At 68.3% G+C, this 24,720-nt stretch carries 18 protein-coding genes; 4 read left to right on the forward strand and 14 right to left on the reverse strand.

The genetic code is table 11. The annotated features are described in order from the left end of the window. Positions 1-32 precede the first annotated feature (32 nt). The 14 genes from AC1G9C_RS13115 to AC1G9C_RS13180 all read right to left on the reverse strand — a co-directional run bounded on the left by AC1G9C_RS13115 (position 33) and on the right by AC1G9C_RS13180 (position 15,963). Positions 33-1,043, reverse strand: coding sequence for a YeiH family protein (locus AC1G9C_RS13115; RefSeq protein ID WP_021443148.1), 1,011 nt, complete (start codon positions 1,041-1,043; stop codon positions 33-35). Next, positions 1,040-1,366, reverse strand: a complete 327-nt coding sequence (locus AC1G9C_RS13120; protein ID WP_480407778.1) for a Rieske (2Fe-2S) protein — start codon at positions 1,364-1,366, stop codon at positions 1,040-1,042. Before AC1G9C_RS13120 ends, AC1G9C_RS13115 begins: the two co-directional genes overlap by 4 nt. After that, positions 1,363-2,022, reverse strand: a complete 660-nt coding sequence (locus tag AC1G9C_RS13125; RefSeq protein ID WP_021443146.1) for a DsbA family oxidoreductase — start codon at positions 2,020-2,022, stop codon at positions 1,363-1,365. The genes AC1G9C_RS13120 and AC1G9C_RS13125 overlap by 4 nt, the downstream gene beginning before the upstream one ends. Continuing rightward, positions 2,019-3,347, reverse strand: coding sequence for an MFS transporter (locus AC1G9C_RS13130; RefSeq protein ID WP_480407779.1), 1,329 nt, complete (start codon positions 3,345-3,347; stop codon positions 2,019-2,021). Before AC1G9C_RS13130 ends, AC1G9C_RS13125 begins: the two co-directional genes overlap by 4 nt. Positions 3,348-3,621: 274 nt before the next feature. After that, the gene (locus AC1G9C_RS13135) at positions 3,622-4,674 is read right to left on the reverse strand and encodes a beta-keto acid cleavage family enzyme (RefSeq protein WP_122109917.1); all 1,053 of its coding nucleotides are present in this window, start codon (positions 4,672-4,674) and stop codon (positions 3,622-3,624) included. A 67-nt stretch (positions 4,675-4,741) separates the two neighbouring features. Further along, positions 4,742-5,590, reverse strand: a complete 849-nt coding sequence (locus AC1G9C_RS13140; protein ID WP_122109918.1) for a TauD/TfdA dioxygenase family protein — start codon at positions 5,588-5,590, stop codon at positions 4,742-4,744. An 11-nt stretch (positions 5,591-5,601) separates the two neighbouring features. Next, a complete protein-coding gene (locus AC1G9C_RS13145; protein ID WP_480407780.1) occupies positions 5,602-6,582 on the reverse strand; it encodes a quinone oxidoreductase family protein in 981 nt (326 codons plus the stop codon). A 165-nt stretch (positions 6,583-6,747) separates the two neighbouring features. After that, positions 6,748-7,650 carry a DUF2950 domain-containing protein gene (locus AC1G9C_RS13150; RefSeq protein ID WP_480407781.1) on the reverse strand — a complete coding sequence of 301 codons (903 nt, stop codon included), beginning with the start codon at positions 7,648-7,650 and terminating at the stop codon, positions 6,748-6,750. Between the two features lie 14 nt (positions 7,651-7,664). Continuing rightward, positions 7,665-8,981, reverse strand: a complete 1,317-nt coding sequence (locus tag AC1G9C_RS13155) for a DUF3300 domain-containing protein (protein WP_480407782.1) — start codon at positions 8,979-8,981, stop codon at positions 7,665-7,667. A 140-nt stretch (positions 8,982-9,121) separates the two neighbouring features. After that, the gene (gene ppk2, locus AC1G9C_RS13160) at positions 9,122-9,943 is read right to left on the reverse strand and encodes a polyphosphate kinase 2 (protein WP_397497186.1); all 822 of its coding nucleotides are present in this window, start codon (positions 9,941-9,943) and stop codon (positions 9,122-9,124) included. Between the two features lie 206 nt (positions 9,944-10,149). Then, the gene (locus AC1G9C_RS13165) at positions 10,150-11,799 is read right to left on the reverse strand and encodes a fatty acid--CoA ligase (RefSeq protein WP_480407783.1); all 1,650 of its coding nucleotides are present in this window, start codon (positions 11,797-11,799) and stop codon (positions 10,150-10,152) included. 508 nt (positions 11,800-12,307) lie between these two features. Continuing rightward, entirely contained in the window at positions 12,308-14,086 is a 1,779-nt protein-coding gene (locus AC1G9C_RS13170) for an acyl-CoA dehydrogenase C-terminal domain-containing protein (protein ID WP_480407784.1), read from the reverse strand. 62 nt (positions 14,087-14,148) lie between these two features. After that, entirely contained in the window at positions 14,149-14,772 is a 624-nt protein-coding gene (locus AC1G9C_RS13175; RefSeq protein ID WP_480407785.1) for a TetR/AcrR family transcriptional regulator, read from the reverse strand. 6 nt (positions 14,773-14,778) lie between these two features. Next, entirely contained in the window at positions 14,779-15,963 is a 1,185-nt protein-coding gene (locus AC1G9C_RS13180) for an acetyl-CoA C-acyltransferase family protein (protein WP_122110282.1), read from the reverse strand. 441 nt (positions 15,964-16,404) lie between these two features. Here AC1G9C_RS13180 and acnB point away from each other — a divergent pair, with 441 nt between their 5' ends. The 4 genes from acnB to AC1G9C_RS13200 all read left to right on the forward strand — a co-directional run bounded on the left by acnB (position 16,405) and on the right by AC1G9C_RS13200 (position 24,371). After that, positions 16,405-19,014 (forward strand): bifunctional aconitate hydratase 2/2-methylisocitrate dehydratase, encoded by a 2,610-nt coding sequence (gene acnB, locus AC1G9C_RS13185; protein WP_480407786.1) that lies wholly within the window; start codon positions 16,405-16,407, stop codon positions 19,012-19,014. Positions 19,015-19,253: 239 nt separating this feature from the next. Beyond that, complete coding sequence (gene imuA / locus AC1G9C_RS13190; RefSeq protein ID WP_480407787.1) at positions 19,254-19,871, forward strand: translesion DNA synthesis-associated protein ImuA; 618 nt, start codon at positions 19,254-19,256, stop codon at positions 19,869-19,871. Position 19,872: 1 nt separating this feature from the next. Further along, entirely contained in the window at positions 19,873-21,294 is a 1,422-nt protein-coding gene (locus AC1G9C_RS13195; protein ID WP_480407788.1) for a Y-family DNA polymerase, read from the forward strand. Then, entirely contained in the window at positions 21,291-24,371 is a 3,081-nt protein-coding gene (locus tag AC1G9C_RS13200; protein WP_480407789.1) for an error-prone DNA polymerase, read from the forward strand. The genes AC1G9C_RS13195 and AC1G9C_RS13200 overlap by 4 nt, the downstream gene beginning before the upstream one ends. Positions 24,372-24,720 lie beyond the last annotated feature (349 nt).

Consider the following 24,720-nt stretch of genomic DNA (forward strand, 5'->3'; position numbering starts at 1 on the left):
CAAGTCTCGGCTAGGCAGGCTCGGAAGGCGCATCACCAGCCCCAGTGCAACAGCACCAGGACCAGCGCGGCGAGGAAGGCGGTTTCGCCGATCATCAGCAGGATCGGCTTGATCCCGACGGTGGCCAGCTCCTTGAGCTGGGTCTTCATGCCGAGGGCGGCGATGGACACCACCAGGCACCAGCGCGACAGCTCGTTGATACCGCCCTGCACCAGGCTCGGCACCCAGCCGGTGCTGTTGATGCAGGCCAGGATCAGGAAGCCGACGGCGAACCAGGGCAGCAGCGGCGGGCGCTGGCCGCCGGTCTCGGCGCCCTGCATGCGGGTGATCATGGCGGCCACCACTATCACCGGCAGCAGCATGGCCACGCGCATCAGCTTGACCACGGTGGCGGTGTCGCCGGTTTCCGCCGACATGCTGTAGCCGGCGCCGACCACCTGGGCCACGTCGTGGATGGTGGCGCCGAGGAACACCCCGGCGAGCTCCGGCGACAGCGCAAACCAGTTGGCGATCATCGGGTAGAGGATCATCGCCAGGGTCGACAGCGCCGACACGCCGATCACGGTGAACAGGGTGGCGCGTTCCTTCTGCGGGTGGTTGGGCAGCGCGGCGGCCAGCGCCAGCGCCGCCGAGGCGCCGCAGATGGCGGTGGCGCCACCGGTGAGCATGCCGAACAGGCGCTGGAAACCCAGCGCCTTGGCCGCCAGCACCGACAGCGAGATGGTCAGCACCACCAGCACCACCACCAGCGCCAGCGGCTTCCAGCCGAGGCCGGCGATCTGCTCCAGGGTGATGCGCATGCCCAACAGGCACACGCCCAGGCGCAGCACGGTGCGCGCGGTGAACTCGATGCCGGCCTTGCACTTGCCCTCGCTGGCGAGGAAGTTCAGCGACAGCCCCAGCAGCAGGGCGAACAGCATCACCGGCGCGCCGTAGTGCTCGGAGAGGAAGGTGGCGGCAGCGGCGGCCACCAGGCTGACGCTGATGCCCGGCGCCAGTTCGCGCACGCGGTCGTTGAACTGGACCAGAGTAATGGCGGTCATGGGGCCGACTCCTGCGGCGAAACAAGGATGTGCAACTGCTCGCCCTCCACCTCTACCGGGTAGGTGGGCACTTTCAGCTGGGTGGAATTGAGCAGGTAGCCGCTGGCCAGGTCGAAGCGCAGACCATGGGCGCCGCACTGGATCATTCGGCCCTGCAGCTTGCCGCCGCACAGCGACGAGCCCTGGTGCGGGCAGCTGTCGCCGATGGCGTAGAACTGCCCCTCGACGTTGAACAGCGCCAGGCTGTAGCCCTCGCCTTCGAGCAGCAGGCGCGCCCCGGGGGCGGCCACCTGCGCCAGGGCGACGCTGATACGCCGGCTCATGCCCGGCGCTCCTCGGGCTCGTCAAGGGCCCGGCGCATGGCCAGCAGCAAGGCGTTGGCCGACTGCGCCCCGGATACGTCCAGGCGCTTGTTGAAGACGAAATGGGGGACGCCCTGGGCCGCGCTCGCCCCGGGCGCGAAGTACGGCTGGCCGTTGCCGCGCAGTACCGGCGCCAGCTGGGCGGTGTCGAAACCGCAGGCCTGGGCGATGGCCAGCAGGGTGGCGCCATCGCCGAGGTTCTCGCCATGCTGGAAATAGGCGGCAAACAGGCGCTCCAGCAGGGCATCGCGCTGGGCCGGCTGGCCCAGCGCGGCGGCGCAGGCCAGCAGACGATGGGCGTCGGCGGTATTGGGCATCTGCGCGATGCGGCTCAGGTCGAGATCCAGCCCGGCGACGCTGGCGGCGCGCTGCACCTGGGCCTGGCGCAGGCTCACCGCCTCGGCACTGCCCAGACGTTCCAGGTAGAAGGCGGCAAAGGGCACGCCCTCGGCCGGCAGATGCGGCAACAGTTGCACGCCATGCCACTGCTGCTCCACCCGCACACCGGGCCGCTCGTGCTGCAGCTGCAGCAGGGCCCTTTCCAGCTGACGCTTGCCGATCAGGCACCAGGGGCAGATGAAGTCGAAGAACACCTCGACCTGCAATACGGCGCTCATGCCTGGGCCTCCACCGCCGCCTCGACGGCCTTCTCCTCGACGCCCTCGCCTTTCAGTCGCGCCATATCGGCCAGGTAGCTGCGCCCCGCCAGGAGGAACACCGCGGCGGCGGCGATGCTCACCAGCGGCACCAGCTGGAAGGCATTGTCCAGGCCGATCAGATCGGAGACCTTGCCGGTCAGCAGCGGGCCGGTGGCCAGGCCGAGCAGGTTGTTGGCCAGGGTCAGGGTGGCGAACGCGGTGCCGTGCACCTTGTGGTGGGTGAGGTTGGCGACCATGGCGCCGGCCGGGCCCGAGGTGCCGGCGGCGATCACCATGCCCAGGCCAATCAGCGCCAGCTGGGCGGTGCCGAACGGCAGGGCGAAGGCCAGCGACAACAGCAGGCAGCTGCCCAGGCAATAGGCCATGCACAGGCTGATCTTGCGTTCGGGGCCGTGGCGGCTCATGCGGTCGCTGAGCATGCCGCAGAGAATCATGCCGACGCCGCTGCACAGCACGATGATGGCGGCCACGGCGCCGGCCTTGTCGGTGCTCATGCCGTAGAAGCGGTTGAGGTAGCTGGGCATCCACACGATCACGGTGCCGCCGACGAACAGCTGCAGGCCGCTGGCGACATAGGCGCAGAGTACCGAACGGCTGGAATACAGGGTGCGCAGCGGCCGGCCGACCTTCGGCGCCGCCGCGCCGGCCGCCTTGGCCACACGCTGCGGGGCGATGCGCGACTCGCGCACCACGATCGGATAGAGCAGCGCCAGCGCCAGGCCGAAGAACGCCATGCCGGCGAACGCCCAGCGCCAGCCGAAGTGCTGCGCCATCACGCCGCCCAGGGCCATGCCCAGCACCGAGCCGAACATGCCGCCGGAGATGAAGGCGCCGGACAGGGTGGCGCGCATCTCGCGCGGGAATACCGAAACCACCACGGCGATGCCGACGCTGCCATAGGCGGCCTCGCCGACGCCGACCAGAAAGCGGGCCCAGAACATCTGCTCGTAGTTCTGCGCCACCGCGCAGCCCAGAGTCGCCAGGCTCCACACCACCGCCATCAGGGTCAGGCTCTTGATCCGGCCGAAGCGGTCGGCGAGCAGCGACAGCGGGAAGGTCAGCAGGCCGACCATCAGCGCGACTATGCCGCTGAGCAGGCCCAGCTGGGTGTCGCTCAGCGCCCACTCGGCCTTGAGACTGGGGAACACGGCGTTGAGCACCTGCCGCGACATGTAGTCGGATATCAGCAGGCCGAAGGTCAGGGCGAAGACGATCCAGGCATAGCGGCGCGCTATCCCCTGGGAGCTATCCTCGATGTCGTCGCCGATATGATGCGCAGCCATGCTGCCTCCTCGAACTGTCGTTATTGTTTTAGGGTGAAAGCCTCTGGGAAAAAGCTCCTCACCCGCCTCTTGTGGGGGCGGAGGGCCGGCGTCGCATCCGCCAACGTGGCGACGGACGCGACTACCAACCGGGCAAGAGCTTTATCGCAAAAGCCTCGGGATCAGCCGAACACGCCAGCCAGCCGGCTGGCGTGTTCGCTACGGGTGCTGCCGGCGAGCCGGCATCGCCCTCCCCCCCTGGACCTGACCAAAACAGGGGGACTGACTCGCTCGATCAACCGCGTTGCGGCACGCCCTTCTGGCCCGCCTTGCGGTTCGGCGCCATGCCGTTGGCCAGCAGGGTTTGCTCGACGCTGTCGTACTGCACGCCGATGCGGTAGATCTCGCGCGCTTCCTTGCCGCTGGCGATCTCGCGGCCCAGCTCGTGGGCCACGCGCACGGTCTGCTGGATCTGCTGCACCGAGGTGAAGCGCTTGCCATGCTGGTCGACTATGGTGTCCTCGATGCCGCAACGCGGGTGCAGGCCCATGGCCAGGGCCATGGCGTTGAACGGCAGGACGTTCTTCAGCAGCGACTCGGCGGTGAGGGTGCAGCCGTCCGGCGCGCGGTGGATGAAGTTGAAGAAGTTGAACGGGTTGGGGCCGTCGAAGCCGCCGCCGATGCCGATCCAGGTGAGGTTCAGCGGGCCCATGTACAGGCCCTTGCGCACCATGCGCTCGAGGGTTTCCAGGGCGTGGATGCCGGTCAGCTGGAAGTGCGGCTGGATGCCGTTGGCGGTCAGGCGCTTGAGGTGCTCGGCGACCCAGGCCGGGCCGGCCGGCACGGTCATCTCGCTGTAGGCGGCCTGGAACGCCGGGTTGGCCAGGGAGGTGCCTTCCAGGTACTCCGGATAGAGCAGCTCCATGATGTTCATCTGGGTGGTGTTGATCGCCACGGTGACCTGGTCCGGCTTCGGGGTCAGCTCGGCCAGCATGTGGCGGGTGTCGTCGCTCAGCCACTTGGCCGCCTCGCCCTCGCCTTCCGGGGCGAAGGAGATCGAGCCGCCGACCTGGATGATCATGTCCGGCACGGCCTCGCGCACCCCCTTGATCAGCTCGTTGAACTTGGACAGGCGCTTGGAGCCGCTGCCGTCCAGCTCGCGCACGTGCAGGTGGAGCACGGTGGCGCCGGCCTCATAGCAATCGACCGCCTTCTGGATCTGCTCGTCCATGGTCACCGGGATGTCTTCCGGGAAGTCCGCCGGCATCCACTCGGGGCCGTAGGGGGCGACGGTGATCACCACCTTTTCCATGTTTTCCGGGTGCAGCGAATCGTCGAAGAATTGCATGGGATCCTCGCTTGGTCTTGTCAAAGTAGCCCGCCCCGCAACGGTAGGAACGGAACGGGCGAAAGGGTTAGTAGGTCTTGTCGCCGATGATCCCGGCTCGCTCCATCTTGCGATGGCAGGGCGGGTAGTCCATGACCGCGTAGTGCTGGGTACTGCGGTTGTCCCAGATCGCCACGCTGTTGGGCTGCCAGCGCCAGCGCACCTGGTATTCGGGGATGTACGCCTGGCTGATCAGGTAGCGCAGCAGGTCGCTGGCGCCGGGGTTGGCGTCCTGGCCGAAACGCACCCGATCCGGGGTGTGGTAGTTGCTGAAGTGGGTGGTGAAGGCGTTGACGAACAGCACCTTCTCGCCGGTTTCCGGATGGGTGCGCACCACCGGGTGCTCGGCATCCGGGTACTGCGCCTTGAGCGCCAGGCGCTTGTCGATCGGCATCGCCGCGCCGAAGCTGGCCTCGATGCTGTGGCGCGCGCGCAGGCCCTCGAGCCTGGCTTTGACGTCGTCCGGCAGATTGGCGTAGGCCACCACCATATTGGCCCACATGGTGTCGCCGCCCACCGGCGGGCACTCGATGCAGCGCAGCACGCAACCCAGCGGCGGCGCCTCGCGCCAGGTGGCGTCGGTGTGCCAGGCGTTCTCGTAGCGGTCCATCGGCTGGTCCGGGCGCTTGTAGATCTGCACCAGGCCCGGGTGCTCCGGGTCGCTGCCGGCCACCGGGTGGTCTTCCAGCTCGCCGAAACGGCGGGCGAAGGCCACGTGCTCGGCACGGCTGAACTCCTGCTTGCGCAGGAACAGCACGCGATGCCTGAGCAACTGCTGGCGGATCTCGGCGAACAGCCCGTCGTCGTGGATGGCGTCGGCCAGATTCACGCCGATCAGCTCGGCGCCGATGTTGTAGGTCAGTTGTTCGACTTGCATGGCGGGCCTCCTCAGATGACGAAGATCGACGAGCCGGTGGTCTTGCGCGACTCCAGGTCGCGGTGCGCCTGCACCGCGTCCTGCAGCGCGTAGTGCTGGTTGATCTCGATCTTGATCCGGCCGCTGCCGACATGGTCGAACAGCTCGCCGGCCAGCGCCGCCTTCTCCGCCGGGTCGGCGATGTAGTCGGCCAGGGCCGGGCGGGTCATGTACAGCGAGCCCTTCATCGCCAGCAGCTGCGGGTTGAAGCCTTCGATCGGCCCAGAGGCGGTGCCGACGCAGACCAGCAGGCCACGGCGCTTGAGCGAGTCCAGCGAGCCCATGAAGGTGTTCTTGCCGACGCTGTCGAACACCACGTTGACGCCGACGCCGTCGGTCAGCTCGCGCACACGCCCGGCGACGTCTTCATGGCTGTAGTTGATGGTGTGGTCGCAGCCGTGGGCGCGGGCCACTTCGGCCTTGGCCTCGCTGGACACCGTGCCGATCACGGTCAGGCCGAGCAGCTTGGCCCACTGCGAGACGATCAGGCCGACGCCGCCGGCGGCGGCGTGCAGCAGGATGCTGTCGCCGGCCTTGAAGTCATGGATGCGGCGCATCAGGTAGGCCGAGGTCAGGCCGCGCATGGTCATGGCCGCGGCGGTCTCGAAGGCGATGGTGTCGGGCAGCTTGATCAGCGGCGCAGCCGGGATCAGGCGCTCGGTGGAGTAGGCGCCGAGGGTGTTGAGGAAGCCGGTGTAGGTGACGCGATCGCCGACCGCCACGTTGCTCACGCCCTCGCCCACCGCCTGCACCACGCCGGCCGCCTCCACGCCCATGCCGTTGGGCAGCGGGATCGGGTAGGTGCCGTTGCGGAAGTAGGTGTCGGCGTAGTTCAGGCCAACGGCCACATGGCGCAGGCGAACCTCGCCTGGGCCGGGTTCGCCGACTTCGACGTCCTCATAACGAAGGACTTCGGGAGCACCGGTTTCGTAGAAGCGTACGGCTTTGGCCATGCCTGATTTCTCCAATCATCGATCTTGACGAACAGCGTCGATTTGCGTTGATTGGACTTTAGGGCGAGGGCCTGGCGGGTGCTTCTCATCGGACGACAGGCGCTTTTCATTTAATGACAAGGCAGTCGGGACGAAGCGCTAGTTCGCCCGGCTTGCAGCCGCCCCTCAGGGCAGCGCGGCCTGCACCGTCTGGTCGACTTCGTGCCAGCTGCTATCGGGATCGAAGCGGCTCATGGCCAGGGCCTGGTTGCCGCCGTCGGGGCCCAGATCCTTTTCGAACACCCGCCCCTCGTGACTGATCATGAAGCTCATCACGCCGCTGTCGCCATAAGCGCTGGGCCAGGCGATCAGGGCAAAGCCGCGGCTCATGTTGTCGCCCAGCAGGTAGTCGTAGGCACCGCCCGGCGCCGAAGGCCCCTGGGCGGAGAGGATGCGGTAGCGATAGCCCTGCCAGTCGCCGTCCGGCAGTTCGTCGCCGAACAGCGGGCCCAACGGGCTTTCCTCGAGGCCGGGCTGCTCGACCCAGTACAGGCCGTCGTGCTGGCCATCGCGGCTGACGAACTGCTGTGCGTACTCCAGTACGCCGTCGCCGTCGCGGTCGACCTCGGCGTAGTCCATCTGCGCGTCGTGGTAGGCGCGCACCGCCTGCAGGGTGGCCAGCTCGTTGCGGCCGATGCGACGCACGCGGATGGTCTCGCCGCCGGCCTGGGTATCGAAGCGCCATCCCGAGGCGTCGCGCATCAGTGGCAAGGGAAACTCCCAGGCCTCCTGGCCCACGACCAACACCGCCAGGTCGGGGGCCGTCGAACGAATCTCGTGATGCTCCCGGTACAGGGCGAGGAAGGCGTCGACATCCTCGCGCTCGATGCCTTCGAGCGGAATGTAGCTGCGCCACTGCTCGCCGAGCAGGGCCGCCATGCGTGCGGCGTCGGCGCGCTGGTTGCCCAGGGCGAGGATCAGGGCATCCACCGCAGCATCGGGGCTGGGAAAGCTCTGCTGCGCCTGCAAGCCCTGCAACGGCAGCGCCAGCAGCACCAGCAGGAAGACGCGAAGAACGGCGTTGGTCATGGCTGGACTCCCTGTCAGCGCCGCCGGGCGCCGCCGCGAGACGCGGAAATGGCGGGACGACTGACGGCGTGCCCGGCGGCGCGCGCCGCCTGCGGACGACTGGCGGCGGCGCGGCTGAGCTGGCCGCGTTCGCTGTAGCTGCGCGCCTGGCTGGGCGAGCGGGCGCCGGCGAAGGCATTGTTGCGGGCGCCCTGGCCCGCGGAATACTGCTGGCGGGCCTGCTGCCGGGTCTGCGCATTGCTGCGCAGCTGATCGTTCTGACGCACAGGCTGATTGCGCAGGCCGCGGTCGGCCGTCTGCGCCCGCTCGCGGGCCTGGCGGTTACTGCTGGCCGGGCTGTCGAAACCGCGTTGTTCCAGGCTCTGCCGGGCGCGCTCGCGCTCTGCACTGCGCGCCGGGTCGCGGCCGCGCAGCTCCTGGCGCTGCTCGCTGCCGCTCAGGCGCTGGCCGTACTGCTCGCGGCTGGCGCGGTCGCGGTAGGGCACGCCGTCGCGATTGAGCGCGTTGTGCTGCCAGGTGTTGTCGCCGGCATTGATCTGGCGGTTGCGGTTGATGTTGTTGTAGCGGTTCACGTCGATGTCGATATCGCCGTGCCCCCAGTCGCAGTCGCCCCACAGCGAGTCGATGATCGCCACCCCGGCGGCGAAGGCCAGCCCGGTGGCCAGCGCGCTGCCGAAGTAGTAGCCCGGCGGTGGCGGGTAGTACGCCGGCGGATAGCTGGGATAGGGCCAGGTGCCGTAGACCACGCTGGGGTTGTAGCTCGGCACATAAACCACCTGCGGGTCGGCCGACTCGATGATGATGGTCTGCTGGCTGCTGACCGGTTGCGCGGTCGAGCCGCTCGCGCTGGGCTGCACGCTGACCTGCTGCTGCTCGTTGCTCTGCAGGTTGCCGGCGGCCTGGGCCTGGCGGCGCAGGCGCTGCACCGAGTCCATCACCGCATCGGGCTGGGCCAGGAAGGCATCGCCGACGCGCTGCACCCAGGCCGGGTCCTGGCCCAGGGTGACCAGCACCGCCGGGAAGGCGACCAGCGACTGCACGCTGGGGTCCCAGGGCTGCTCGGCGACCTGGCGCACGGCATCGTCGCCACTGGCTTGCGGATTGGCCTTGGACCAGGCCACCGCATCGGCGACGTCGCCGGGATAGGTGGCCGCCATCAGCACCTGGGCCAGCAGGGCATCGGGATAGAGCGCCAGCGGCGCCAGCATCTGGTCGAGTTCCTCAGTGCCGAACACCTGCTCCGCGGTCGCCGCCGCCGGCTCCTCGGCCGCCAGTAGCGGCGGCCCGGCGAGGCCACCGAGGGCCAGCAGGAGAGGCAGTATCTGCAACATGGCGCATCCCCTTGCACGCAGGCGCGTGCGCTGGCGACGGAGTTCAGCAAGCATAGGCCGGCGCTGAGCATTTGCCATGGCGTGGCGTCCATCCGCCGCGCCTGTTGCGTCGCGGCATGGACAACCGCCGCATCGCCGCCTCAGAAACGCTCCTCGACCATGCGGAAGGGGTAATGCGCCCCCTTGTAGCGGCCGATCCTGCCGCGCTTGGGCAGTTCGATCTTCTGCTCCCGGGTGATGTCCTCGTAGGGCACCTGCTTGAGCAGATGGCTGATGATGTTCAGCCGCACCCGCCGCTTGTCCTCGGAACGGGCCATGTACCAGGGGGCCCAGGAGGTGTCCGAGGCGGCGAACATCTCGTCGCGGGCGCGGGTGTAGTCGTCCCAGCGGCTGAAGGACTTGAGATCCATGGGCGACAGCTTCCAGATCTTGCGCCCATCGTTGATGCGCTCCTTCAGGCGTCGCTGCTGCTCCTCGGCACTCACCTCCAGCCAGTACTTGATCAGGATGATGCCGGACTCGACCATCATCTTCTCGAACAACGGCACCACGGTGAGGAACTTGTGCGCCTGCTCCTCGCTGCAGAAGCCCATCACCCGCTCGACGCCGGCGCGGTTGTACCAGCTACGATCGAAGATCACCACCTCGCCCGCGGCGGGCAGGTGCTGCAGGTAGCGCTGGGCATACATCTGGCTCTTTTCCCGCTCGGTCGGAGCCGGCAAGGCCACCACGCGAAACACCCTTGGGCTGACCCGCTCGGTGATGGCCTTGATGGTGCCGCCCTTGCCGGCGCCGTCGCGCCCCTCGAAGACGATGCAGACCTTCAGGCCCTTGGCGACCACCCACTGCTGCAACTTGACCAGCTCCACGTGCAGGGCCTTGAGCTCTTGCTCGTAGTCCTTGCGACGCAGCGGTTCGGTGGCAGAGGTTTGCTCCTTGTCCTTGTCCTTCTTCTTGCCCATGGTTCGAGACCTCGTCGGTGCGTTGGGGGATGCGGCACTGAACGACCGATGCCACCCGTGATGGGTGGCACCCTGGTGTGCAGGCTTGCGCGGCGCGCGACGCCATGGCGGCTGCCGCCCTGCGCCCCTGAACGCTGCCTACCAGCATCAGGCTAGCAGCCTTGCTGCCGCTTGCACGGCCGCCAGCCAGGCGCGCCCGGCGCCGCTCAGGCCCCCGCCAGTTCCTGTTCGCGGATCAGCTTCTTGTTGATCTTGCCGACGCTGGTCTTGGGGATATCGGCGACGAAGCGGATCTGCCGCGGGATCGCCCATTTGTTGATCTGCCCGCTATCGACGAACTGCTGCAGGTGCACTTCGATTGCCGCCTGGTCGAGGCTCGCGCCCGGCGCGCAGACCACCAGGGCCAGCGGCCGCTCGCCCCACTGCGCATCGGGGATGCCGACCACGGCCACCGAGGCCACCGCCGCGTGCTGGCTGATCAGGTTCTCCAGGTCCAGCGAGCTGATCCATTCGCCGCCGGTCTTGATCACATCCTTGATGCGGTCCTTGATCTCCACCACGCCGCGGGCGTCGATCGAGGCCATGTCGCCGGTGTGCAGCCAGCCGCCCTGCCACAGCTCGGCGCCCTTCTGCGGCTCGTGCAGGTAGCCTTGGGTCAGCCAGGGCGCGCGCACCACGATCTCGCCCAGGGCCACTCCATCATGGGCCACGTCCTGGCCGTTGGCGTCGACGATGCGCAGGTCGACCAGGGGAATCGGCACGCCGGTCTTGATCCGCTCGGGGATCTGTTCGTCCATCGGCAGGGCCAGGTCTTCGGCGCGCAGGTGGGTCAGGGTCAGCAGCGGGCAGGTCTCGGACATGCCGTAGCCGCAGTGCACGCGCATGCCCCGCTCGCTGGCCTGGCGGGCCAGGCCGAGGGTCAGGGCGCTGCCGCCGAGCAGCATCTTCCAGCCGGTAAAATCGGTGCGCCTGCCCTCCTCGCACTCCAGCATCATCTGCAGGATGGTCGGCACGCAGTGGGAGAAGCTCACCCCCTCCTCGCGGAACAGGCGCACCAGGCTGTTGGGCTCGTAGCGGCCCGGATACACCTGCTTGAGCCCCATGGCCGTGGCCACGTAGGGCACGCCCCAGGCATGCACGTGGAACATCGGGGTGATCGGCATGTACACGTCACCCGAGCGCAGCAGCGGCTGGCCGTCCCAGCCGGCGAAGGTGCCCAGCTCGTTCATGGTATGCAGCACCAGCTGGCGGTGGCTGAAGTACACGCCCTTGGGGTTGCCGGTGGTGCCGGTGGTGTAGAACAGGGTGGCCACCGAGCGCTCGTCGAAATCGGGAAAATCGAAGTGGCTGGCGGCGCCGGCCAGCAGCGCCTCGTATTCGCCCAGCGACGGCAGCCGGGTCGGCTTGGCGCTGCTGTCGGTCAGCTGCACGTAACCCCTGACGGTTTTCAGCTCGCCATTGACCTGCTCCATCAGCGGCAGGAAGTCGTCATGCACCAGGACGATATCGTCCTCGGCGTGGTTCATGGTGTAGGCGACCTGCTCCGGCGACAGGCGGATATTCACCGTATGCAGCACGGCGCCGAGCATCGGCACGGCGAAGAAGCATTCCAGCGCGCGGTGGCTGTCCCAGTCCAACAGGGCCACGGTATCGCCGGCCTTGACCCCGGCGGCGGTCAGGGCGTTGGCCAGGCGCTGGATGCGCTCGTTAAGGGTGCGATAGCTGTAGCGCAGCTTGTCGGCGTAGACGATCTCCTGGTCCGGCTGGTAGCGCACCCCGGACAGCAGCAGGCGCTTGATCAGCAAGGGGTAGTCGTAGGCGCCCTCTGCCGGGGCAATTCTTTTTGTCGTCGCCATGTTTGTTTTCCCAACGTGACCGTTCTGAAAGTTTGCATCGCTGCAGGCAGGGGTGCGCCTCATGGGCTCTCGCGCACGCGGCGGCGCCCCCTCTCGGGCCTACAGTAGAGAGCCCCGCCCGCTACCGCTTCGCCTACCGCGTCATGCGCTTTACATTTGCTGACAGCCTTGCCCGCCAGCGGACATGCGCAGTTCGTAGGGTGGATGACGCTCTTTTCATCCACCACAACGATGCGAACACGCCCTGGTGGATGGATGAAGCGCCATCCACCCTACCAACGTCCCGCGTAGGGTGCGCCGCGCGCACCAGGGGCCCAAACGAAAAGCCCCGGCACTGGGGCCGGGGCTTGCGGGAGTTGCTCGAGCGTAGAACCTGTGCACGATCTCGCGAGCTAGAGCACTACAAGGCAAAAACAGGCGAGGAAGCGGAGTGTACTTTTGTACATGAGCATTCCGAGCCTGTTTTTAACGCAGTAGGGCCGACGCGCAGCAGATCGTGGATAGGTTCTTAGAACTGCGCGGCGTCCAGCAGGTACAGGCTCTCGCTACCGGCCTTGACCGAGGCGCTCAGCGAGTGGATGCGCGGCAGCAGGCGGGCAAAGTAGAAGCGTGCGGTGCCCAGCTTGCTGGCGTAGAACTCGTCCTGCCCTTCCTTGCCCAGCGACGCGCGGGCCATCAAGGCCCACATATAGGCGTAGGCGGTGTAGCCGAACACCTGCAGGTACTCCACCGAGGCGGCGCCGATCTCGTTGGGGTTGTTCTTGGCGCGGTCCAGCACCCAGGCGGTCAGCTCATCCAGGTTCTGCACGGCAGCCGCCAGCGGCTTGGTGAACTCGTCGAGATTGGCATCGGCCGAAGCGATGAAGGCCTTGATCTCGTCGGCCAGGTGCTTGTAGTAGCTGCCGCCGCTGCCGACTATCTTGCGCCCCATCAGGTCCAGCGACTGGATGCCGTTGGTGCCTTCGTAGATCTGGGTGATGCGGCAGTCGCGCACCAGCTGCTCCTGGCCCCACTCGCGGATGAAGCCGTGGCCGCCGAAGATCTGCTGGCCGTGCACCGTGGTTTCCAGCGCCATGTCGGTGAGGAAGGCCTTGGCCACCGGGGTCAGCAGCGCCACCAGTTCCTCGGCACGCTTGGCGGTGGCCGGATCGATGCTGTACTTGGCGGTGTCGAGCTGCATGGCGACGTAGCTGGAGAAGGCGCGACCGCCCTCGTTCAGCGCCTTCATGGTCAGCAGCATGCGGCGCACGTCCGGATGCACGATGATCGGGTCAGCAGCTTTGTCCTGGGCCACCGGGCCGGTCGGCGCACGGCTCTGGATGCGCTCGCGGGCGTATTCCACGGCGCTCTGGTAGCTGCGCTCGCCCAGGGCCAGGCCCTGGATGCCAACGCCCAGGCGCTCGTAGTTCATCATGGTGAACATGGCCGCCAAGCCCTTGTTCACTTCGCCCACCAGGTAGCCGGTGGCGCCGTCGAAGTTCATCACGCAGGTAGCCGAGGCCTTGATGCCCATCTTGTGTTCGATGGAGCCGCAGGAAACGGCGTTCTTCTCGCCCAGCGAGCCGTCGGCACCCACCATCACCTTGGGCACCAGGAACAGCGAGATGCCCTTCGGCCCGGCCGGGGCGTCCGGCAGCTTGGCCAGCACCAGGTGGATGATGTTCTCGGTCAGGTCGTGTTCCCCGCCGGTGATGAAGATCTTGGTGCCGCTGACCTTGTAGCTGCCGTCGGCCTGGGGTTCGGCCTTGGTGCGGATGATGCCGAGGTCGGTGCCGGCGTGCGGCTCGGTCAGGCACATGGAACCGGCCCAGACGCCGGCATACATGTTCGGCAGGTACTGCGCCTTCAGTTCTTCGCTGGCGTGGTTGAGGATCGACAGGCAGGCGCCGGCGGTCAGCATCGGGTACAGGCCGAAGGACAGGTTGGCCGAGTTGACCATTTCCTCGACCTGGGCGCCGATCACCTTGGGCATGCCCATGCCGCCGAACTCGGGCGAGCCGCCGACACCGACCCAGCCGCCTTCGGCGTAGGTCTGGTAGGCCTCGGGGAAACCGGCCGGGGTCTTCACCGCGCCGTTGTCCCAGGAGCAGCCCTCTTCATCACCGCTGCGGTTCAGCGGGGCGATGCTGCCGGCGGTGACCTTGCCGGCTTCTTCGAGGATGGCGCTGGCGGTCTCGACATCGACCACCTCGGCCAGAGCCGGCAGCTCGGCCCAGAGCTTGGAGACTTCGAAGACTTCATTGAGCACGAAGCGCATGTCGCGCAGGGGGGCTTGGTAATCGGCCATATTGCAATCTCTCGGATGATGCGGGCATGCACGATGCCGTGATGGATGAAGTGCCGGCCGGATCAGCCGGCGCCAAGCGCCGGCCAGGCCAGCGGCAGTGAGCGCTCGCGCGGCGCCGGCTCGAGCAGGTTGTTCAGGGCCGCCAGCAGCAGCGCGCCGACGGCTTCCTGGCGCTGCTGCGCGGTCAGGTCCGGGCATGCCGGCGGCAGGTTGTTGAGCCAGGTGACCAGCGCCTGCACGCCGAACCTGAGCCGGGCCGGCGCCCCGCCCGCTCCGGCCTCCAGCAGCAGGTGCGCCAGGCGCTCTTCGTAGGCTTCGCGCAGCACCTGGATACGCCGGCGATGGGCCGGCGTCAGGCAGCGCAACTCCTGCTCGGCCAGCTGAAACTGGGCCGGGCGCCGTTCGTGCAAGGCGATATGGCGCTGCAGCAGCTGCTCCAGGCGCTCCCGGGCACCGCCCCTGGCGGCACGGTGCGGCACGGCCAGCAGTTCCTCGTAGAGCTCCTCGATGAGCTCGAACAGCAGCTGTTCCTTGCTCTCGAAATGGTGATAGAGCGAGCCCGCGGCCATCCCCAGGTGCAGGGCCAGCTCGCGCATGCCGACCTGGGCGAAGCCGCGCTCGGCGAACAGCGTCAGCGCCTTGCCGCGCAGGGTCTCGAGCCTGGTTTCAGCGCACGCACCGGCCATGGCGGCTCACACACGCTCGAAGATCGCGGCGATACCCTGACCGCCACCGATGCACATGGTCGCCAGCGCATAGCGGCCGCCGACCCGATGCAGCTCGTGGATGGCCTTGGTGACGATGATCGCGCCGGTCGCACCGATCGGATGGCCAAGGGAAATGCCCGAGCCATTGGGGTTGACCCGCGCCGGGTCGAAGTCCAGCTCACGGGCCACGGCACAGGCCTGGGCGGCGAACGCCTCGTTGGACTCGATCACATCCAGGTCGGCCACCGTCAGGCCGGCGCGCCGCAGCGCTAGGCGCGTTGCCGGAATCGGCCCGAGCCCCATCAGCTCGGGCTCGACGCCGGCGTGGGCATAGCTGACCAGGCGCGCCAGCGGGCGCAGATTGTCGCTCTTCACCGCCGCGCCGCTGGCCAGCAGCAGCGCGGCGGCGCCGTCGTTGAGGCCCGAAGCGTTGCCGGCGGTCACCGTGCCGCCCTGCTTGAAGGCGGTCTTCATCGCCGCCAGCTGCTCCAGGGAGACATCGCCGCGCACATGCTCGTCGACCTCGAACAGCTGCACGCCTTTGCGGCTCTTCAGCTCCACCGGCACGATCTGGCTGGCGAAGCGCCCTTCGGCGATGGCGCGGGCGGCGCGGCGCTGGCTCTCCAGGGCCAGCTCATCCTGCGCCTCGCGGCTGATGCCATGGCGCTCGGCCACGTTCTCGGCGGTGATGCCCATATGGATGCGCTGGAAGGGGTCGTGCAGCACGCCGAGCATATAGTCCTGCGCCTGCATGTCGCCCAGGCGCGCGCCCCAGCGCGCGGCGGACATCAGGTAGGGCCCGCGGCTCATCGACTCGGCGCCGCCGGCGATGGCCACCTCGGTGTCCCCCAGCAGCAGGCTCTGTGCCGCCGAAATCACCGCCTGCAGGCCGGAACCGCAGAGACGGTTGACGTTGAAGGCCGGGGTTTCCTTGGGCAGGCCGGCATTGAGCGCCGCCACTCGAGCCAGGTAGGCATCGCCCGGTTCGCTGGCAATCACATTGCCCAGCACCACATGCCCGACCCGCTCCGGTGCGCAACCGGCGCGCTGCAGGGCCGCGCCGACGGCCGTGGTGGCCAGTTGCGACAGCGCGACATCCTTGAGCGAGCCGCCGAAGGAGCCGATGGCGGTTCGTGCAGCGCTGACGATAAAGACTTCAGGGGTAGACATGGCGGGCTCCGTTGCAAGGGGTATCGGTTGCAGCGGCGTCCACCCGAGGGTGACGCCGCCGCATGCGCCCAATCTAGGGGCAACGCCGCGAGGCGTCTTTTCATTTGATGACAATCTGCAGTCATTTCATGACAAACCCGCAAAACTGTCGACACTCTCATGCAACGCAATTGACCAGACCCATTTAAATGGGTAGTTTTCGTGCATATTAATAAATATTGTCGACACTAAGTCATCACCCAGCAAAGCGATCGCCGCCTGCGAGGAAAGGTGGCGGACCGCGCCGCATCGGCTACCACGCCTTCGAGCACAAGCTCGACGCGCTGTTCGCCACGAAGAAATGACGCTCATAACACCGCTGCGATCGGGCAAGCCCCGCCAGCACCCGGCTACCCAGTCCAGGCCCTGTCAGATCGGCCTTCTGTCCCGAGGAATCACACCGTGCTTGAAACCTACCGCCACCATGTCGCCGAACGTGCCGAGCAGGGCCTGCCGCCCCTGGCGCTGAATGCCGAACAGACCGCCGCCCTGGTCGAACTGCTGAAGAACCCACCGGCCGGCGAAGCCGCCTTCCTGCTCGATCTGATCAGCCACCGCGTCCCCGCCGGCGTGGATGAAGCCGCCTACGTCAAGGCCGGCTTCCTCTCTGCCGTGGCCAAGGGCGAAGCCGCCTCGCCGCTGCTAGGCAAGCAGCGCGCCGTCGAGCTGCTGGGCACCATGCTGGGCGGCTACAACATCGCCACCCTGGTCGAGCTGCTGGACGACGCCGCCCTGGGCGCCGTTGCCGCCGAGCAACTCAAGCACACCCTGCTGATGTTCGACGCCTTCCACGACGTCGCCGAGCGCGCCAAGGCCGGCAATGCCGCGGCCAAGGCCGTGCTGCAGTCCTGGGCCGATGGCGAATGGTTCACCGCCCGCCCGGCGCTGGCCGAGAAGATCACCCTGAGCGTGTTCAAGGTGCCCGGCGAAACCAACACCGACGACCTGTCGCCGGCTCCGGACGCCTGGTCGCGCCCCGACATCCCGCTGCACGCCCTGGCCATGCTGAAGATGGCTCGCGACGGCATCGTGCCGCAGCAGCAAGGCGCGGTCGGCCCGCTGGCGCAGATCGAGGCGGTCAAGGCCAAGGGTTACCCGGTGGCCTATGTCGGCGACGTGGTCGGCACCGGCTCCTCGCGCAAATCCGCCACCAACTCGGTGCAGTGGTTCTTCGGCGACGACATTCCCCATATTCCGAACAAGCGCGCCGGCGGCTTCTGCTTTGGCAACAAGATCGCCCCGATCTTCTACAACACCATGGAAGACGCCGGCGCCCTGCCAATCGAATTCGACGTGGCCGCCCTCGATATGGGCGATGTGATCGACCTCTACCCCTATGCCGGCAAGGTCTGCAAACAGGGCACTGAAGAAGTGCTGGCCCGCTTCGAACTGAAGACTCCCGTGCTGCTCGACGAAGTGCGCGCCGGCGGCCGTATCCCGCTGATCGTCGGCCGTGGCCTGACCGAGAAGGCGCGTGCCGAACTGGGCCTGGCCCCCTCCACCCTGTTCAACAAGCCGCAAGCGCCGGCCGACAGCGGCAAGGGCTTCACCCTGGCGCAGAAGATGGTCGGCCGCGCCTGCGGTCTGCCGGAAGGTAAAGGCGTGCGTCCGGGGACCTACTGCGAACCGAAGATGACCACCGTCGGCTCCCAGGACACCACCGGCCCGATGACCCGCGACGAGCTGAAAGACCTGGCTTGCCTGGGCTTTTCCGCCGACCTGGTGATGCAGTCCTTCTGCCACACCGCGGCCTATCCGAAACCGATCGACGTCACCACCCACCACAGCCTGCCGGACTTTATGCGCAATCGCGGCGGCGTCTCGCTCAAGGTAGGCGACGGCATCATCCACAGCTGGCTGAACCGCATGCTGCTGCCGGACACCGTCGGCACCGGCGGCGACTCGCACACCCGCTTCCCGATCGGCATCAGCTTCCCGGCCGGTTCCGGCCTGGTGGCCTTCGCCGCTGCCACCGGCGTCATGCCGCTGGACATGCCGGAATCCGTGCTGGTGCGCTTCAAGGGCAAGATGCAGCCGGGTATCACCCTGCGTGACCTGGTCCACGCCATCCCCTACTACGCCATCCAGAAAGGTCTGCTGACCGTCGAGAAGAAGGGCAAGAAGAACATCTTCTCCGGCCGTATCCTCGAGATCGAAGGCCTGGACAACCTGACCGTCGAGCAGGCCTTCGAGCTGTCCGACGCCTCCGCCGAGCGTTCGGCTGCCGGTTGCACCATCAAACTGCCGGAAGCGGCCATCGCCGAATACCTGCAGTCCAACATCACCCTGCTGCGCTGGATGATCAGCGAAGGCTACGGCGATGCCCGCACCCTGGAGCGTCGTGCCCAGGCGATGGAAGCCTGGCTGGCCAACCCGGTACTGATGGAAGCCGACAAGGACGCCGAGTACGCCGAAGTCATCGAAATCGACCTGGCCGAACTCAACGAGCCGGTGCTGTGCGCCCCGAACGACCCGGACGACGCCCGTCTGCTGTCCACCGTGGCCGGCGACAAGATCGACGAAGTGTTCATCGGTTCGTGCATGACCAACATCGGTCACTTCCGCGCTGCCGGCAAGCTGCTGGACAAGGTCAAGGGCGGTATCCCGACCCGTCTGTGGCTGTCGCCGCCGACCAAGATGGATGCTCACCAGCTGACCGAAGAAGGCTACTACGGCATCTACGGCAAGGCCGGTGCACGCATGGAGATGCCGGGCTGCTCGCTGTGCATGGGTAACCAGGCGCGCGTCGCCGCCAACTCCACCGTGGTGTCGACCTCCACCCGTAACTTCCCCAACCGTCTGGGTGATGGCGCCAACGTGTACCTGGCCTCTGCCGAACTGGCCGCGGTCGCTTCGATTCTCGGCAAGCTGCCGACCGTCGAGGAGTACATGGTCTACGCCAAGGATATCGACAGCATGGCTGGCGATATCTACCGCTACCTGAGCTTCGACCAGATCGCCGACTTCCGCGAAGCGGCGGCCAACGCCAAGATCCCGCTCGTGCCGGCCTGATCCCAGCGCTGTAGAACAAGCCCCGCCCCGTGCGGGGCTTGTTTATTGGGTGGCATATCGCGCGCCATACGGCGCGCCGCCAACCACTGAGCCTGCAATATAGCGCGGCAAGATCTCTCCTGGATTTCACTGCTCATGGCCGGCGTACCCGAGGGGCCCACCGACGGCCGGCGGCTTGACCGGGTGCCGGGCAAACCGAATACTGTACATATAAACAGTATTCGGACGATTTCAACGCCATGCCTTCCGCGGTCGCCCTCGAGCACCTCTTCGACAGCCGCCGCCTCTGGCGCGCCCAGGACGTTGCCCGCGCGCCCAGCGGCCAAACGACCGGCCATGCCGCGCTGGACGCCCTGCTGCCCGGCGGCGGCTGGCCCGAGGCGGCGCTGAGCGAGCTGCTGGTGGCCGCCCCCGGTATCGGCGAACTGCGCCTGCTGTGGCCGACCCTGGCGCGTCTGACCCAGGCCGGCGAGCGCGTAGTGCTGGTCGCCCCGCCCCATCTGCCCTACCCCCAGGCCTGGCTGGCGGCGCAGGTCGATCTGCGCCAGCTGAGCATCGTCCATGCCCAGGGGCGCGACGCGCTGTGGGCGGCCGAGCAATGCCTGCGCTCGGGCAGTTGCGGCGCGGTGCTGTGCTGGCCGCAGCAGGCCGAGGATCGCGCCCTGCGCCGCCTGCAGGTGGCGGCCGAGACCGGGCAGACCCTGGCCTTCGCCTACCGCCCGCTGGGCGAGGCGATCAACCCCTCGCCGGCGGCCCTGCGCCTGGCCATCGAGGCCCGGCCGGCGCAGCTGCGCGTACTCAAGTGTCGCGGCGGCCTGGCGCCGGCGCAGCCGCTGCCGGCCGCGGCCTGGTCCTGAGATGAACCCGCTCTGGGCCTGCATCCTGCTGCCGCAGCTGGCGCTCGATGGCGTCATGCGCCAGCGTGCCGAACCGACCGAGCCGCTGGTGCTGCTCGGCGGCCCGCCACAGCGGCGCGTGCTGCAGGCGGTCAACCCGGCGGCGCGCGCGCTGGGCCTCAAGCCCGGGCAGCTGCTCAGCGCGGCCCAGGCGCTGACCCGCGGCTTCGCCAGCGCCGACTACGACCTCGCCGCCATCGAGCGCTGGCAGCAGTTCCTCGCCGCCTGGGCCTATGGTTTCAGCGCCCAGGTCAGCCTGCACTACCCGCGCTGTCTGCTGCTGGAGGTGGGCTCCAGCCTCGGGCTGTTCGGCCCCTGGCCGCGCTTCGAGGCGCGCCTGCGCCGCGAACTGGGCGAGCTGGGTTTCCAGCAGCGCATCACCCTGGCGCCCAACCCGGTCGCCGCGCGCATGCTGGCCAACGTCCACGACGGCCTGGCGATCAGCGACGCGGCCGAGCTGCGCGCCGCGCTCGAGCGCCTGCCGGTGGAGCGCATCGGCCTGTCCCGCGAGACCGCCTCCGCCCTCGCCCGCATGGGCCTGCGCAGCCTGCAGCAGTTGCTCGCCCTGCCACGTGACGGCCTGGCGCGGCGCTTTCCGGCCGAGCTGCTGCGCCACCTCGACAGCCTGCTCGGCGAACGGGCGCTGGCCCTGGAGTTCTACCGCCCGCCGGATCGCTTCGATGCGCGCATCGAGCTCAACTTCGAGGTCGAGTCGCACCAGGCGCTGCTGTTTCCGCTGCGCCGCCTGACCGCCGATCTGGCCGCCTACCTGGCCGGGCGCGACAGTGGCGTGCAGCGCTTCACCCTGCATCTAGAGCACCGCAATCGCCCGGCCAGCCAGCTGGTGGTGGGTCTGCTCAGCGCCGAACGCGATCCAGCCATGCTGCTGGAGCTGACCCGCGGCCGCCTGGAGCAGCTGCAACTGCCGGCGCCGGTACTGGCGCTGCGTCTGGAGGCCCGCGAGTTGCCCGCCTTCGCCCCGCAGCACCGCCAGCTGTTCGACGAGCGACCGCAGCAGTCGCTGCCCTGGGAGCAACTGCGCGAACGCCTGCGCGCCCGCCTCGGCGACGAGGCGGTGCAGGGCCTCGGCGCCCGCGCCGATCACCGCCCGGAGCTGAGCTGGCAGGCCGAGAGCGACCGGCATACGCCATCGCTGCCCAGCGTCGGGCCGCGTCCCGCCTGGCTGCTGGGCGAACCCCAGCCGCTGGCCGAGGCCGGCCTGCTGATCCTCGCCGGCCCCGAGCGCATCGAATCCGGCTGGTGGGACGGCGGCGACCTGCGCCGCGACTATTACCTGGTGCAAACCCGCAGCGGCCAGCGCGCCTGGGCCTTTCGCCCGGTCGGCGCCGGAGGACCGCTGCAGCTGCACGGCTGGTTCGCATGACACCCGACTACGCCGAGCTGCACTGTCTGTCCAATTTCAGCTTTCAACGTGGAGCCTCCAGCGCCCGCGAGCTGTTCGAGCGCGCCGCGCGCCTCGGCTACCGGGCCTTGGCGATCACCGACGAATGCACGCTCGCCGGCATCGTGCGCGCCTGGCAGGCGGCCAAGGAGAGCGACCTGGCGCTGATCGTCGGCAGCGAGATGCCCATCGAAGATGGTCCCAAGCTGGTGCTGCTGGCCGAGGACCTGGCCGGCTACCAGGCGCTGTGCCGGCTGATCACCGTCGCCCGGCGCCGCGCCGAGAAGGGGCGCTACCGCCTGCTGCGCGAGGACTTCGACGCGCCGCTGGCCGGCCTGCTGGCGATCTGGCTGGCCACACCGCAGGCCAGCGAGAACGAGGGCATCTGGTTGCGCCAGCGTTTTGCCGACCGCCTGTGGCTGGGCATCGAACTGCACCGCGGCGCCGACGATGCCGCCCGCCTGCGCCAGTTGCAGGCCCTGGCCGCGCGCCTGCAGATTCCCGCCCTGGCCTGCGGCGACGTGCATATGCACGCCCGCGGCCGCCGCGCCCTGCAGGACTGCATGAGCGCCATCCGCCAGCACCTGCCGGTGGCCGAAGCCGGCGCCTGGCTGTTTCCCAACGGCGAGCGCCACCTGCGCCGCCGCGAGGAGCTGGCCGAGCTGTATCCGCAGGCGTTGCTCGACGAGACGCTACGGGTGGCCGAGCGCTGCCGCTTCGAACTCGGCCAGCTGAAATATCAGTACCCGCACGAGCTGGTGCCGGCCGGCCACAATGCCTCCTCCTGGCTGCGTCATCGGGTCGAACAAGGCCTGCGCTGGCGCTGGCCGGATGGCGCCAGCGCCAAGGTGCGGACGCAGGTCGAGCACGAGCTGCAGCTGATCACTGAGCTGAAATACGAGAGCTATTTTCTTACCGTGCACGACATCGTCCGCTGGGCCCGCGAGCAGCACATCCTCTGCCAGGGCCGTGGCTCGGCGGCCAACTCGACCGTGTGCTTCGCCCTCGGCATCACCGAACTGAATCCGGACAACTCGGGCAGCCGGCTGCTGTTCGAACGCTTTCTCTCGCGCGAGCGCAACGAGCCGCCGGATATCGACGTCGACTTCGAGCACGAACGCCGCGAGGAAGTCATCCAGTACGTGTTTCGCCGCTATGGCCGCCAGCGCGCGGCGCTGACCGCGGTGGCCAGCACCTATCACGGCGCTGGCGCGCTGCGCGACGTGGCCAAGGCGCTCGGCCTGCCGCCCGATCAGGTCGGCGCCCTGGCCGACTGCTGCGGGCGCTGGAGCGACCGCATGCCGGACGCCGAGCGCCTGCGCGAGGCCGGCTTCGACCCGGACAGCCAGTCGCTGCACCGCATCCTCACCCTGGCCGGCGAGCTGATCGGCTTTCCCCGTCACCTGTCGCAGCACCCGGGCGGCTTCGTCATCTCCGAACACCCGCTGCAGACCCTGGTGCCGGTGGAGAACGCCAGCATGGCCGAGCGCACCGTGATTCAGTGGGACAAGGACGACCTCGACCTGGTCGGCCTGCTCAAGGTCGATATCCTCGCCCTCGGCATGCTCAGCGCGCTGCGCCGCTGCTTCGCCCTGATCGAGCGCTACCGCGGCACACGCTGGACCCTGGCCAGCCTGCCGCAGGAGGATGCGGCGACCTACGCCATGATCAGCCGCGCCGACACCGTTGGCGTGTTCCAGATCGAGTCGCGCGCGCAGATGGCCATGTTGCCGCGCCTGCGCCCAAAGACCTTCTACGACCTGGTGATCCAGGTCGCCATCGTCCGCCCCGGGCCGATCCAGGGCGACATGGTTCATCCCTACCTGCGCCGGCGCAACGGCGAGGAGGCGGTGGAATACCCTTCAGACGAATTACGACCGGTGTTCGAACGCACCCTCGGCGTGCCGCTGTTTCAGGAGCAGGTGATGGAGCTGGCCATGGTCGCCGCCGACTACAGTCCCGGCGAGGCCGACGAGCTGCGCCGCTCGATGGCGGCCTGGAAGCGCCACGGTGGGCTGGAGCCGCATCGCCAGCGGCTGACCTCGCGCATGCTGGAAAAAGGCTACACGGCGGAATTCACCGCGCGCATCTTCCGCCAGATCGAGGGCTTCGGCAGCTACGGCTTCCCCGAGTCCCACGCCGCCAGCTTCGCCCTGCTCACCTACGCCAGCTGCTGGCTGAAATGCCGCGAGCCGGCCGCCTACGCCTGCGCCCTGGTCAACAGCTGGCCGATGGGATTCTACAGCCCCGACCAGGTGCTGCAGGACGCCCGCCGCCACGGCATCGAGGTGCGTCCGGCGGACGTGCGCCACAGCGCCTGGGACTGCAGCCTGGAGCCAAGCGGCGGCGAGCAGCCGGCAATCCGCCTGGGGCTGCGCCTGCTGCGCGGCTTTCGCGAGGAGGATGCCAAACGTATCGAGGCGGCGCGGCAGGCGGCGCCCTTCAAGGATGTGGACGACCTGTGCCGACGCGCCACGCTGGATGCCCGCGCCCGCGAATGCCTGGCCGATGCCGGCGCCCTGCGCGGCCTGGCCGGCGACCGTTACCGCGCCCGCTGGGCGGTGGCCGGGGTGGAGCCGCAGCTGCCGCTGTTCGCCGGCCATCCGAGCCGCGAGGAACCCGTGGCGCTGCCGCAACCCACGGTCGGCGAAGACCTGCTGACGGATTACGCCACCTTCGGCACCACCCTCGGCCCGCACCCGCTGGCGCTGCTGCGCGACCGGCTGAGGGCCAGGCGCTGCCGCAGCTCGCGCGAGCTGGGCGCAGTCGAGCACGGCCGCCCGGTCAGCGTCGCCGGCCTGGTGATCGGCCGCCAGCGCCCGCAGACCGCCAGCGGGGTGATCTTCGTCACCCTGGAAGACGAGTTCGGCATGATCAACGTGGTGGTCTGGCATGACCTGGCCGAGCGCCAGCGCCGGGTGCTGCTGCAGGCGCGGCTGCTGCGCATCGACGGCCACCTGGAAAGCGCCGACGGCGTGCGCCACGTCATCGCCGGGCGCCTGGTCGACCTGAGCCCGCTGCTGACCGGGCTCGACGTGAAGAGTCGGGATTTCCACTAGGGTGTCGACAGCCGGAAGAAAGAAAATCCCGACCTGACGCCCGAGAACGCGCACTGCCGACAAAGCCCGCCCGACAGGATGACGCCGCGCATCGCCAAGCTGAGCAAGCTGGCTTCGGCATCGCCATCCGCCGAACGCCCTTTCGTCTTCCCGTGGCGCAAGCGCGGGCTGTGGATCATGCCGCCAAGTGGTACCATTGCGCGCTTCACGCCGCGCTGGCTGCCCAGGGCATCCCCAAGCGCCGGCGATACGACGCCCGACAGACCACGCCAACACATGCCTGACGACAGGCCGGCCCCCATGGCTTCAGCGCAAGCCGGCCCGGGGCACCGCGTGTGGATGTTCCTCG

This window comes from Pseudomonas sp. ABa2 (assembly GCF_056676075.1).